A 12,269-nucleotide genomic window follows, 5' to 3' on the forward strand; every position below is an offset into this window, starting at 1 on the left:
TCAGGCGACGGAGAAGCGGCGCAGCCGCCACGCGGCCACACCGAACAGCAGCAGGCTCGGCAGCAGCAGTTGCAGCACGGCCAGTACGGCCTGATGGCGCATGAGGCTGGTGGGCTCTTCCTGCCATGCGAAGGCGGGAATGCGGTCGAAATCTGCTGGCATCAGCGCATCGCGTGCATCGATGCGCGGGAAGAAGAAAGCCTTCCACGCCTCGTGGTACGCCACCGTCTGCGCATCGAAGCGCGCATGGCGCCGCGCGCCGGTGCCGGCCAGCGCGGTCATGCCTTCGTAGGCCACCGCCGCTGGCGACACCACGCCGAAGCGGCCCAACAGCACCTGCTGGTGGGCCTGCTGCGTATCGAAGCGGTCCAGCTCGGGGCGAATGGCTTCGTCGACCTCGCGTTCGATGGCGTACATGGCCAGCGCACGGCCGGCAATTTCGATCTTGCCGTCGCGCGGCACGAGGATCACACCGCGGCCGACGTGCTGGTAATCGGCGCTCAGCAGGTCCGCGTGCCGCTTCATCGCCTCGGCCGTGACCACGCGCTGGCGCGTGGCGAGTTCGGTGCGCGAAGGCGCGGGGCTGGCTTGCGTCACGGCAAGGTTCAGCAGCACCGGTGCCACCAGCACCAGCAGCACCCACGCGATGACCAGCACCATCGCATTGGTCGCCGACGAGGCACCGAAGGCATTGACCGCCACCACCAGCGCAAACCAGAACAGCGCATACGCGCCCACCAGCAGCGCCCACCACAGCGTGGCGCCGCCGACGTCACCCGATGCATCGACCCAGCCCACCTGCCGCGCGATCAGCAACACCGCCACCGGCAGCAGCACCGCCGGCCCCAGCAGCACGGCGGCGCGCACCGACAGCTTGCCCGCGAGCAGCGTGCGCAGGCGCAGCGGTTGCGACAGCAGCAGGCGCAGCGTGCCGTTCTCGCGCTCCGCCGACAGCAGGTTGTAGCTGAGCGCGAAGATCAGCAGCGGCAGCAGGTAGACGATGACGAAGGCCAGGTCGAAGTGCCCGCTCATCAGGTGCCACGGGCTTTCGATGTCGCTCGGGTTCATGAACACCACGCGGCTCTGGTTCGTGACCTCGTACTGGCTCGGGAACAGGTCGCTCTGCCCCAGCGCCACCGGCCCGAGCGGCGCGGTCGGCAGGATCACGTGATGGCCGCCGTAGCTGCTTGCCATGCGCGACGGGTCGGCCGGATTCTGGAACGGCGTGGGTTGTGCGGTGCCCGCGAGGATGGCTTCGAGCTGCACGCGCTGTGCGGCGCGGGTGTCGCGGTCGGCCTGCGCAACGGCGGCCTGCGCGCGGTCGCGGTGTGCGGTCTGCAGCAGGCCGTTGCCGAGGGCGTAGGCCACCAGCAGCAAGAACAGCGCGCCGACGATCCAGAGGCCGCGCTCGGCGAGCATCAGGCGGCATTCCTGGCGCATCACGGCCAGCAGGCGCCGGCCCTGGGAAGATTGAAGAGGGATGGTCATGGTCATGCTCGCGGCCTCTCTCACAACGCGCGCTGGCGCACGGTGGCAAAGGCCGCGAAGGCGGCGGCCAGCAGCAGCGCCACGCACAGCACGGCGAGGCTTCGCACCTGGTGCAGCAGCGCCCATGCCGCGCCTGGCGGGTGGTAGTCGAAAGGCGGCACGGTGGCCCACAGCTCGTGCGGCGCCTGGTAGGCAAAGTGGCGGTCGCCCAGCGGATCGGCATGCGCCACGAGGTCCTTGCTCATCAGGTCCTGGATATCGCGGCGATGCAACTCGGCCTCGGTCGTGAAGCTGCGGTGGTGCGCGAAGTCGGTGCCGGCCATGCCCATCGAGAAGCTGCGGATCGCGAGGATGGGCAGCAGCAGGCCGCTCCATTCCTGCACCGTCTGCTGTCGCTCCCAGGTGTTCCACAGGCGCCCGTAGTGGCGGTCGTACACGGCGTACGACGACTGGTCGTCGAGCTGCAGCGCCAGCCCCCACTTGGACAGCGGCACGTCGCGGCCCCAGCGCTCGGTGGTGCCGAAGTTCTTCTGCCAGACCTCGTCGGACACGGCCTTGCGCTCGGCATTCAGTGCCTGATCGAACTCCAGCCGCGTGGGGCTGGGAAACCACGCGCGCGACAGCTCCGACAGCACGCGCGGCGCCATCACCGCCTGACCGATCCACAGCGCGAGCAGCACGGTGATTGCCATGCGCGAGGTGGACGATGCCGCCGACACGCCCAGCACCAGGAACACGAAGATGCCAAGGTAGATGGCGTAGCCGAAGGCCCATGCGGCCAGCCGCAGCAGTGCGTCGAGCCGCTCGCCCGGACCCGCGCCGACAGCCACTGCGATGGCCGCGATGATTGCGGCGGGCACCAGCAGCACCGCCAGCGAAGCCACCAGTGCCAGCGCCTTGCCGCCCAGCAGGCGCAGCGGCGGAACACCCAGGCTCAGGGTCTGGCGCAGGATGCCTTGCTCGCGTTCGCCCGCGAAGGCGTTGAAGCCGAGCACGATCACCAGCAGCGGCCCGAGCACCTGCAGGATCCATCCGACCGACAGGTTGCCGAAGCGCTGCAGGCCGGTCGCATCCTGCGCGGCGTTGAACTTCACTTCGCTCTGCCGATGCGCCTGCAGCCACACGGTGCTGCCGATGTAGGGGTTGATGCCCGGGTCCATCATGGCGAGCGCGGCTTCGGGCTTGAAGGCATGCATGCCCTGGTGTGCGGCGTCGTGTGGATGGCGCTTGTCTTGTTGCAGCCAGTCGCGGTAGTCCATGGCCTGTGCAGCGTGCTGTTCGGCACGCGCATCGCGCTGGTGTGCCCAGCCCACTGCGAGTGCGGTGAGCAGCAGAACGAGCACCAGCCCGCCGGCCCAGTAGAGGCGCCCGTCGCGCAGGCGTTCGAGGAATTCGCGTCTTGCGATCCAGTTCAGCGACATATCAGTGATCCATCTCGCGTTGTGTTGCGAAGTTCTTTTGTTCTGAGGCGTGGGTTTTGAAGCGCTGTTGTTCGGGGCGGGTGCGAATGACACCAGGAGCTCCCCTCCGCGAATGTCCCCCGCTTCGCTCCTCCTTTATTTCGCTGCGGGGAGCACCTGGTGTCATTCGCACAGGGACACGCTGCTGGTGATCGCCGATCAACAACCGCTCTGAGCGCTCACGTCGATACGGTGCTCTTTTTCGCGAAATAAAGGAGGAGCGAAGCGGGGGACATTCGCGAAAAAGAGCACCGTGTCGGCGGGAGCGTCGCCCTGAACAGCAGCAGCGCCCACCAACACAAGACATGCAAAGAGAAAGCGTCATCTATGCCTTCATGTGCTGGAGGTAGAGCGACTGCAGATCGGTACGCGCAATCTGCGCCTCGCCGTTCAGGCTCTCAACAAGCTGCCCGCGCTTCATGATCCCTACCCGCGTGGCCGTCTGCTGCGCATGGAACAGGTCGTGCGTAGTAGTGAGCACAGCCACGCCGTTGTCGGCGGCGCGCCTCAGCAGGCCCGAGAACTCGCTGGCCGCTTGCGGGTCGAGTCCCGAAGTGGGCTCGTCGAGCAGCAGCGCCTTCGCCTGCTTGGCCAGCGCCACGGCGATCCACACCTTCTGGCGCATGCCCTTTGAATAGGCGGATACACGCTTGTCCGCCGCCGCATGGTCGAGCCCCACCTCCGTCATCAACTCAAGCAACCGGCTGCGCGGCAGCTCGCGGCCCAACGCCAGTCCGGCGAAGAAGCGCAGGTTCTCCAGCCCCGACAACGTGCCGTACAGCGTGACCTGCTCGGGGATGTAGGCCACGTACTGCTTGGTGGCGACCGGATGGCGCGTGACGTCGATGCCGTTGATCTCCACCGTGCCGGCGGTCGGCGCAATGAAGTTCAGGAACAGGTTGATCGTCGTCGTCTTGCCGGCACCGTTCGCGCCCAGCAGGCAGTAGATGTCGCCGGCGCGGATATCGAGGTCGAGACGATCGAGTGCGGTGTGCGTTCCGTACTGTTTGGTGAGGCCGATGGCTCGGAGCATGAAGAGGTTCCGGTTTTGAAAAAGACGCGCGCAGGCCAGCCCCGGCACGGGTGCGCCGATGCGTGAATTCAGTGGTGGTCTTGAAGCTGGCGAGGACCGCCAGCGCGCGAAAACAAAAAGCAGGATTCGCCGGAAGGGGCCGCGGCGGCGCATCGGCGCGCCGCGCCCTTCAGGCTGCGATCAGCGCTTGTTCTTGTTTTTCGCGCCGCCCTGCCTGGCCTTGAAGCGTGGGTTGGACTTGCAGATGACGTAGGTGCGGCCGCGCCGCGTCACCACCTGGCAATCGCGGTGGCGCTTCTTTGCTTCTTTGAGGGAGGACAGGACTTGCATAGGTAGGCCATGAGGACGAAGACCCGCGACTATACGTTATTGGGAATTCATTCTCAATAGCATTGAGAACCTGACCGCCACCCTACCCGGCCATGCAGCCGGCGGCGGTGCGTCAATGCGCCTTCGGTGCGCGTGCCTTGCTGTCGCCTTTGCCCGTATTCGCGCAGGACGCGCACAGCCCGTGCAAGGTCACTTCGTGGCTTCGCACCTGGAAGCCCTTGGGCACGAGGTCGTCCATCGGCCCCGGGCAGGCGTGCAGCAGAAAGACCTGCCCACAGCCCGCGCAATGAAAGTAGTGATGGTGATGATCGGTCTCTTCGCCGTCGTGATGCGAATGGCGATGCGCGTCGGGCTTGCACGCCACTTCGTAGCGCGCCGGTTCGCCCGGCAGTTCGACCTTGGCGATCTCGCCGTCCGCCAGCAGCAGCGACACCTGCCGGTACACCGTCGACAGGCTGATTTCGGGAACGATCTCGCGCGCATGCGCCAGGATCTGGGGAGCGGTCAACACGCGACCGGCGTCGCTGAAGGCGGAGAAAACTGCGTTGCGCTGGCGCGTGAGTCGTTGCATGTTTCGATGATAGTTGGCGGGCTGTTTTGCTTCAGCCGATGGTGCGAACGACCTTGCCTTCGGCGTCCTTGATCGAGGCCTTCGCGCATGCGGCTGCCGGCGCGCCTGCGCCGGGCCTTCAGTCACGCGTCAGGCCGGCGTGGCATCCTCGGGGGCCGAAACGTTTTCCCTGGGAGAAAAAATCGTGAGTTGGATCCATCGACGGGGCGTCCTGGCCCTGTCGGCCGCAAGCGCCGCCTCTGCCCTGCTCGCCGCCGCCGGCTGCGGGCAGAAGAGCGCGCCCGCAACCGCAACCGCAACCGCCACCGCCGCCCCGCCGGAGCCGCCCGGCCCGGGCAGCCTGGAGATCACGCAGGATGACATCGACACGTTCCGCCGCAGCCGGGCCGAGTGGATCAACTGCGAATCCGGCGCCCCCGCCATCGTGCCCGCCGACATGTCGCTCGAACAGTTCGGCGACCTGCTCGACGGCGGCCAGTCGCCGGCCTTCGACCGCTTCGTGAACGTGGCGTCCGCCTTCTTCCTGCATGCGAGCTTCGCGGCGGGGCACTACACCTTCTTGCCGCCGTTCGAGAAGCGCACGAGCTTCGACGTGAAGGACGAGCACATCCGCCTGCTGCAGCGGGCGAACTGGCAGACCTTCCTGATCGACTGCAAACGCCCGTATGGCGACTTCACGCATTTCGAGATCGACATGGCCGACATCCTCGGCGTGCCCGTGACGAAGGACGCCAAGGGCCTGGCGCAGATCGGCAAGGACGCCGAAAAGCGCATGGACGCATTGCACGCCGACATGCTCTTTGCGCTGCAGGCCTACATCCGCTTCGCGCGACTGAACCCGGGACGCTATGTGGTGCCCGACCGGCGCTTTTCGCTGCACCTGAGCCGGCCGCTGTGCCGGCCGGTATCGGCCACGCGCATCGCGATGTACCAGCGCGCGCTGAAGGCTGCGGGGCCGACGCCGGATTCGCACCGGCTGGCGGCGCTCAGCGAAGCGGCTGCAGGGCTGTTCGCACTGGACTGAGCCGGGTTCGCCTTGACCGGCCTACTCGACCAGGTTCTGGCCGATGCGCCGGGCTTCGCTGGCCAGCGCGTCGTAGTCGCCCTGCACGAATGACCGCACGATGCCGTCCACGTCCGCGCGCTCGTGGATCTCGAAGCTGATCAACTGCGTTTCCTTCGAGAACCAGCCCTTCTTCATTTCCCGGCTGAAGAAGAACTGGTAGTAGTGCAACTGCTCGTGAAAGACGCCGCCGACACCCAACTGCACCTTGATGTCGTCGGCGCACAAGACCAGCGCGGGCAGCGGGCCTTCCTGCCGCACCAGCCAGGCGGCCATCACGTCGCTCCACGGCAAGGCGTCCAGCTCGCGCAGGAAGCCTTCGGCATCGGTGGGCTTGCGCTCGTGTTCCTGCGCGCTCATCTGCCGCACGTAGGCCGCAACGCTCACCAGCCCCGGATGGTCTTCCGAGTCGGTGTCCAGGCCGCCCTTGCGGAAGAAGACGCTGGGCATCAGGCGCCGTCGCCTTCCGGCTTGGACTCAGGCGCATCCTCGGGCTTCTGCTTGCCCTTCTTGCCGCGCGCCGCCTTCTTCGCGGCGCGCTCGGCGTCGATGCGCTGGCCTTCGGCCAGCCACTGCAAGAACTCCTGCGGCGTTTCGAGCGTGACGCGTCCGAAGTTGCCGGCGCGGAACTCGTGCATCACGATCTCGGCCGCCTTCTGCAGATTGACCTTGCCCTTGCCCAGCAGCGCGCCGCGCTTGCGGCCGATGGTGTCGAGCAGCGCCTCGTCCTTCATCTCGGCCATGGTGGCGTCGTCGAGTTCCACCAGCTTGAAGCGCGATGCCACACCCGCCGCGTAATGGGTCTTGAGGTAGTTCAGCAGCTCGAGCGCCACTTCTTCCTCGTCGAAGGCATTGCGGCCGATCGCGCCGCTGGCCGCGAGGTTGTAGCCGCTCTTGGGCACCACGATGCGCGGCCACAGCATGCCGGGCGTGTCCCACAGGTAGAAGTCGTCGGCCAGCGTGATGCGCTGTTCGAGCTTGGTGATGCCGGCCTCGTCGCCGGTCTTGGCCTTGCGCCCGCCGGTGAGGGTGTTGATGAGGGTCGACTTGCCCACGTTGGGAATGCCGCAGATCAGCACGCGCATCGGCTTGGCCATGCCGCCGCGCCGGGGCGAAAGCTCGTGGCAGGCGCGCACGATCTGCTGCGCGGGCATGGTCTGGCTCGCATCGAGGCCGATGGCGCGCGTGTCGGGCAGCGCGTTGTAGTGCGCGAGCCAGAGCAGCGTGCGCGCCGGGTCGGCCAGGTCCTGCTTGTTGAGCACCTTGAGCGTGGGCCGGCCGGCCGTGAGCTCGGCCAGCATCGGGTTGGCGCTGGAGCCGGGCAGGCGCGCGTCGAGCAGTTCGATGACCACGTCGATGTCCTTCACCCGCTCGGTGATGGCCTTCTGGGTCGTGTACATGTGCCCGGGGAACCACTGGATCGCCATCGGTGGGTGCTCTTTCTTTCGCGCTGTCTGGAAGGGGTTGGCCGAAGGCCGGGTGAGGATTGTGGCCCGCGAACCTGAACGGCAGCTTGCCGCTATCTTTTCGATAGCTGGAGGCGGCCATTCTGCCTTCATTGCGGGGACGGTCGATCCTGGAATTTCCGCGCTGCGGCGCGCCCGGGCATGCACGTCGTGGCGATGGGCACGCCGGCGCGCATCGGCTCGCATGGCTTGCGTTGGCTCGGCCTCGGCCACGCCGCACGCGTGCGGGCCGCATCGACGGCTCAGCCTTAAGTTCTCGCGCGGCGCACACGCGCAATCCCCTAGAGGGTTTTGCATTGCGAGGGGCCATTGCACCCCTATCATTTGTCCGAGTGCGGCGCATGAGCGTCGGTGTGAATCGAAACTTTATTCATGGAGTTACCGCGATGAAACCCGTCTCCGAACTGCTCAAGCGTCATGATTCCGCGGCCTGGCGCACCTCGCCCGACACCAGCGTGTTCGACGCGCTGGCCACGCTGGCCCACTTCGAGGTGGGCGCGCTGATGGTGATGGACGGCGAGAAGCTCGTCGGCTTTCTTTCCGAGCGCGACTACACCCGCAAGGTGGCGCTGCAAGGCAAGAATTCGAAGGAGATGAAGGTCTCCGAGATCATGACGCCCGACGTGATGACCGTCACCCCGCAGACCCGCACGCGCGCCTGCATGACGCTGATGAGCCAGCGCAAGTTCCGCCACCTGCCGGTGGTGGACGGCGACAAGGTGGTGGGCATGATCTCCATCCAGGACTTGATGGACGACATCATCTCGGACCACGAGGCGACCATCGAACAGTTGACCACGTACATCCAGAGCTGAGCAAGCAAAACGAATTGCGGACCCTGCCCGGCTCGTGGGTAGGTAAAAGGCCTACGGACACGGGGCGCTTCAGGGCGCACAGTGGGCACTCGTTCATCCATCCAGCAGGGACATTGCATGCAGATTCAGGTCAACACGAGCAACGGTATCGAGAACAAGGACACGCTGGAACGCTGGGCCGACACGGAGATCAAGCAACACCTGAGCCGCTTCGTCGAAGACGTGACGCGCGTCGAGGTGCATCTGAGCGACGAGAACCACGACAAGGCCGGCGGCGGCGACAAGCGCTGCGTGATGGAAGCCCGCCTTGCACACCACAAGCCGCTGGCCGTGACGCAGCACGCCAACTCGCTCGACGAGGCCTTCCGCGGCGCGGCCGACAAGCTCAAGCGCCTGCTCGACAGCACGCTGGGCCGCCTGAACAACCACCGCGACCGCGACTCGATCCGCAAGGACACGAGCTTTACGGCCGAGTAGCGCTTTCCCGCAGAAAGCGAAGCAGCAGGCGGCTCACCTCGCCGGGCTGCTCCTGCTGTACCCAGTGGCCTGCGCCTTCGATGAGGTGCACGTCGCGCATCCGCATGCAGGCCGACGCTTGCATCGCCTCGAAATCTCCGGGCTTCTGGTAGATGCCCCAATCGCTGCGACCCGCAATGAAGCACGAGGGCACGTCGATCGTGTGGCCCGCCCAGGCCTGCATCTCGGCGATGAAGCGACCGCTGGTGCCGCAGCGATACCACTGCAGTCCGCCCTGGAAGCCGGTGCGCGCGTATTCGGCGGCGTAGGTGGCGAGTTCGTCATCGGATAGCCAACGGCAGGCGGCGATCTCGGGTGACGGCATTTCTTCGGCCACGGTCTCGGCCATCGTCTGGTCGGCGCGCATCACGTAATAGCTCGGCAGGCGGGCCAACTCGACGGCGCTCATCGCAGCGAGCCTGAACGGCTGGTTCTGCGGCCAGTCGGCGCTCTTGTGGTGGTAGTAGGCGCGCAGGAAAGCGTGCAGGCCTTGCGGCGCGTGCTGCATGTGGTCGTTGGCCTCTCGCGTCGAGTAGTACCACTGGTAGTGCTGGCGCGGCGGCTGCAGCGCGGCAAGGCCGTCGAGCAACTGCCGCGTGGCCTCGGCGAGCCCCGCCGTCGCAGCGGGCGGCGGACCGCCGAAGGGCGCACTCATCAGCACGAGCGAGCGAAACACATCGGGCCGTGTCAATGCGCACCACGCCGCCACGGGCGAACCGAAGTCATGCCCAACCACGGCCGCCACCGAGTCATGGCCCAGCGCAGCCACCAGCCCAAGTGCATCGCGCACGAGGTTGAGCAGGCGGAATTCATCCAGCCCCGCGTCGTAGCCCTGCTGCCAGCCGGTGGTGCGGCCGTAACCGCGCTGGTCGGGCGCGATCACGTGGTAGCCCGCCTCGGCCAGCGGCAGCATCACCTTGCGCCAGCTATAGGCCAGCTCCGGAAAGCCGTGAAGCAGCAACACGCAGGGCCGGCCCGGCGTCTCGAAACCCGCTTCGAGCAGATGCACCGACAGGCCATTGCCATTGTCGACCTGGCGCGAACGGATGCCCGCAGGCAGCGGCAAGGGAGCGAGGGTGGTGTCAGTCATCGGGCTTTCCCCTTGCGTTTGTTCGGCGGCTTGAGGCTGGGCGTCTCGACGGGAATGAGCGGCGGCCGGTGGCCGCTTGCCATCCATTCGTCGTAGAAATCGATCTTGCGGTCGACCAGCGACAGCGCCCTCTTCCACTCGGCGATGGTCTCGGTCACGCGCGTGCGGTGCGCCGCGAGCAAATTACGCCGCTCGCGCAGCGTGACCTTGCCCTGCACCGCCAGCGCGGTGTATTCGCGCATCTCGGCGATCGACATGCCGGTGCGCCGCAACCGCTCCATCAGGTCGAGCCAGCCCACGTGCAGCTCGCCATAGAGGCGCCGGCCGCCGTCGTCGCGCGCCACGCCGGGCACCAGGCCCTGCGTCTCGTACCAGCGGATGGCGTGCACCGTGCGGCCAGTGCGCGTGGCCAGCTCGCCGATGTGAAAGGGCGTGCCCTTGGCCGCCACCGGTGCGGCGACCGCCTCACTGGCCGGCATGGGCAACGGCCGAAGGCGCATCGAGCGCCTCCTGCACCAGTGCGGTATCGAAGTACTCCGTCAGCTCTTTCACCTGGCCTCCTTCGAGTCGGTAGATGTAGCAGTAGCGGTTGTTGTAGCGCTTGCCGGCCTTGGTGGGCACGTCGCCGCTGAAGAGCACCACCACGCGGTCGTCCTCGGCAATGATGCGCTCGGTCTTGCTCACGTAGGGCCCCGCGAATTGCGCGAAGAGCGGCTTCAGCAGCTCTTCGCGAATCGCCTTCTTGCCCGCATAGGTGCGCGACCACGGCGTGCTGCCTTCCAGTGTCCAGCGGGCGTCTTCCGCCAGGCTGTCGACGAAGACCTGGCCGTTGCCCTTGTCCAGCTCGGCATGGATGCGCTGGACCAGGGCCTTGTTGTCGACGGTGGTGTTCATGGCGTGATTTCCTCGATGAATGATTGAACCGGAATGCCCGGCAAATTCATTGGAAATGCTCGAGTGCACTCGAGGTCAAGCGCCATGAACGGCCTGGCGCGCTCAGCCTTTGAGAGCGCCCGCGCCGGCCTTCGCCTTGGCGACCTCGTTGCCGCCTTGCGCGGCGCCGCTCTGCGGCACGGCTTCGCCATCGCGCGAAGTCACTTCGGCCAGCCGTTCGGCCAGTTGCTCGGGCACGTCGGGGCCGATGCCGAGCCACGCGCCTTGCGTCAGCGTGATGTGGGCGGCTTCGAACACGCCGGCACCGGCGCACAGCACCGTGCGGTTGGGCGCGTCCTGCGAGGCCAGCACCAGCATGGCGGGCACCACGGCCTCGGGCCGGAAGGCTTCGAGCATGTCCTTGGGGAACAGGTCCTCGGTCATGCGGGTCGCGGCGGTGGGCGCCAGGCAGTTCACGCGGATGTCGTTCTTGGCGCCTTCGATGCTCAGCGTCTGCATCAGGCCCACCAGCGCCAGCTTGGCCGCGCCGTAGTTGCTCTGGCCGAAGTTGCCGTACAGGCCGGTGGACGAGGTGGTCATCACGATGCGGCCGTACTTCTGCTCGTTCATGAGCGCCCAGACGGCCTTGGTGCAGTTCACGGCGCCCATCAGGTGCACATCGACCACGAGTTGAAAGTCGGCCACTTCCATCTTGGCGAAGCTCTTGTCGCGCAGGATGCCGGCGTTGTTGATCAGGATGTCGACGCGGCCCCAGGCATCCACCGCCTGCTTGACCATGGCCTGCACGGCCACGAAATCGGTGACCGATGCGCCATTGGCAATGGCTTCGCCGCCGGCGGCCTTGATCTCGTCGACCACCGCCTGGGCAGCGCTCACCGAGCCGCCGGAGCCGTCGCGCGCGCCGCCCAGATCGTTGACCACCACCTTGGCGCCGCGTGCCGCCAGGGCCAGCGCATGCTGGCGGCCCAGGCCGCCGCCCGCGCCGGTCACGATGGCCACACGGCCCTTGAAGTCAATGCTGCTGTTGCTGCTGCTCATGGTGTCTCTGTCGCTTTCATTGGAGAGTTGCCGGTATTCGGTTGCCGCTGTGCGGCAGCGTGGCGTTTTACCCCAGAAAGGCGCGGTGACGCAGTCACCGGTGCGCGGCCCCAGTCACCCGTGCGACGAGCGGACCAGGTCGCAATAGGCCACCAGCTGGTCGAGTTCGGCCGATTTGTCGAAGAAGGCATCGGCGCCCAGTTGCTCCGAGCGCTGGCGCATGTCGGCGGTGGCGTAGTTGCTGAGCACCACCACCTTCTGGTGCGGTGCGCGGTTGCGGCATTCGTGGATCACGCCGAGCCCGTTGCCGCGCTTGAGGAACAGGTCGACGATGGTCAGGTCCCAGTCGTCGCGGTGCAGGCGCAGCCAGTCGACGGCCTCGTCCTCGGTGCTGGCGGAGGCCACGACCTGGGCATCGGCCACGTCTTCCAGAAAACCGACGAGGTTCTCCCGGATCACGGGGCTGTCCTCCACCAGGTAGGCCTTGACAGTCATGAGGATTCCA

At 66.7% G+C, this 12,269-nt stretch carries 15 protein-coding genes; 3 read left to right on the forward strand and 12 right to left on the reverse strand.

Annotated elements, in window-relative coordinates:
* From ACSFB7_RS23900 to ACSFB7_RS23920, 5 genes are all read right to left on the reverse strand, one after another.
* Positions 1–1,494, reverse strand: a complete 1,494-nt coding sequence (locus ACSFB7_RS23900; RefSeq protein WP_435474586.1) for an ABC transporter permease subunit — start codon at positions 1,492–1,494, stop codon at positions 1–3.
* Between the two features lie 14 nt (positions 1,495–1,508).
* Entirely contained in the window at positions 1,509–2,909 is a 1,401-nt protein-coding gene (locus tag ACSFB7_RS23905; protein ID WP_435474588.1) for a DUF3526 domain-containing protein, read from the reverse strand.
* Positions 2,910–3,273: 364 nt separating this feature from the next.
* Positions 3,274–3,981, reverse strand: coding sequence for an ABC transporter ATP-binding protein (locus ACSFB7_RS23910; RefSeq protein WP_435474589.1), 708 nt, complete (start codon positions 3,979–3,981; stop codon positions 3,274–3,276).
* A 180-nt stretch (positions 3,982–4,161) separates the two neighbouring features.
* Complete coding sequence (gene ykgO / locus ACSFB7_RS23915; RefSeq protein ID WP_013542562.1) at positions 4,162–4,311, reverse strand: type B 50S ribosomal protein L36; 150 nt, start codon at positions 4,309–4,311, stop codon at positions 4,162–4,164.
* 112 nt (positions 4,312–4,423) lie between these two features.
* The gene (locus ACSFB7_RS23920; protein WP_435474592.1) at positions 4,424–4,882 is read right to left on the reverse strand and encodes a Fur family transcriptional regulator; all 459 of its coding nucleotides are present in this window, start codon (positions 4,880–4,882) and stop codon (positions 4,424–4,426) included.
* Between the two features lie 184 nt (positions 4,883–5,066).
* On the opposite strand from ACSFB7_RS23920, the gene ACSFB7_RS23925 reads away from it, so the two are divergent.
* Complete coding sequence (locus ACSFB7_RS23925) at positions 5,067–5,906, forward strand: hypothetical protein (protein WP_435474594.1); 840 nt, start codon at positions 5,067–5,069, stop codon at positions 5,904–5,906.
* Between the two features lie 21 nt (positions 5,907–5,927).
* On the opposite strand, the gene ACSFB7_RS23930 is transcribed toward ACSFB7_RS23925, so the two are convergent.
* Positions 5,928–6,395, reverse strand: coding sequence for a hypothetical protein (locus tag ACSFB7_RS23930; RefSeq protein WP_435474595.1), 468 nt, complete (start codon positions 6,393–6,395; stop codon positions 5,928–5,930).
* The gene (gene ylqF, locus ACSFB7_RS23935; protein WP_435474597.1) at positions 6,395–7,372 is read right to left on the reverse strand and encodes a ribosome biogenesis GTPase YlqF; all 978 of its coding nucleotides are present in this window, start codon (positions 7,370–7,372) and stop codon (positions 6,395–6,397) included. Before ylqF ends, ACSFB7_RS23930 begins: the two co-directional genes overlap by 1 nt.
* 425 nt (positions 7,373–7,797) lie before the next feature.
* Here ylqF and ACSFB7_RS23940 point away from each other — a divergent pair, with 425 nt between their 5' ends.
* Both ACSFB7_RS23940 and ACSFB7_RS23945 read left to right on the forward strand, forming a co-directional pair.
* A complete protein-coding gene (locus tag ACSFB7_RS23940) occupies positions 7,798–8,226 on the forward strand; it encodes a CBS domain-containing protein (protein WP_435474599.1) in 429 nt (142 codons plus the stop codon).
* A gap of 117 nt (positions 8,227–8,343) precedes the next feature.
* Entirely contained in the window at positions 8,344–8,703 is a 360-nt protein-coding gene (locus tag ACSFB7_RS23945; protein WP_435474601.1) for an HPF/RaiA family ribosome-associated protein, read from the forward strand.
* Here ACSFB7_RS23945 and ACSFB7_RS23950 read toward each other — a convergent pair.
* The 5 genes from ACSFB7_RS23950 to ACSFB7_RS23970 form a co-directional block, all read right to left on the reverse strand.
* Positions 8,690–9,832, reverse strand: coding sequence for an alpha/beta hydrolase (locus ACSFB7_RS23950; protein ID WP_435474603.1), 1,143 nt, complete (start codon positions 9,830–9,832; stop codon positions 8,690–8,692). The genes ACSFB7_RS23945 and ACSFB7_RS23950 overlap by 14 nt on opposite strands.
* Entirely contained in the window at positions 9,829–10,311 is a 483-nt protein-coding gene (locus tag ACSFB7_RS23955; RefSeq protein ID WP_435474735.1) for a MerR family transcriptional regulator, read from the reverse strand. Before ACSFB7_RS23955 ends, ACSFB7_RS23950 begins: the two co-directional genes overlap by 4 nt.
* A complete protein-coding gene (locus ACSFB7_RS23960) occupies positions 10,298–10,726 on the reverse strand; it encodes a nuclear transport factor 2 family protein (RefSeq protein ID WP_435474605.1) in 429 nt (142 codons plus the stop codon). Before ACSFB7_RS23960 ends, ACSFB7_RS23955 begins: the two co-directional genes overlap by 14 nt.
* A 102-nt stretch (positions 10,727–10,828) precedes the next feature.
* Complete coding sequence (locus tag ACSFB7_RS23965) at positions 10,829–11,764, reverse strand: SDR family NAD(P)-dependent oxidoreductase (RefSeq protein WP_435474607.1); 936 nt, start codon at positions 11,762–11,764, stop codon at positions 10,829–10,831.
* A 114-nt stretch (positions 11,765–11,878) separates the two neighbouring features.
* Positions 11,879–12,259 carry a response regulator gene (locus ACSFB7_RS23970; protein ID WP_435474609.1) on the reverse strand — a complete coding sequence of 127 codons (381 nt, stop codon included), beginning with the start codon at positions 12,257–12,259 and terminating at the stop codon, positions 11,879–11,881.
* Between the last annotated feature and the right edge of the window lie 10 nt (positions 12,260–12,269).

Origin of the sequence: Variovorax raffinosi (assembly GCF_051216615.1) — a bacterium.
GTDB lineage: Bacteria > Pseudomonadota > Gammaproteobacteria > Burkholderiales > Burkholderiaceae_C > Variovorax.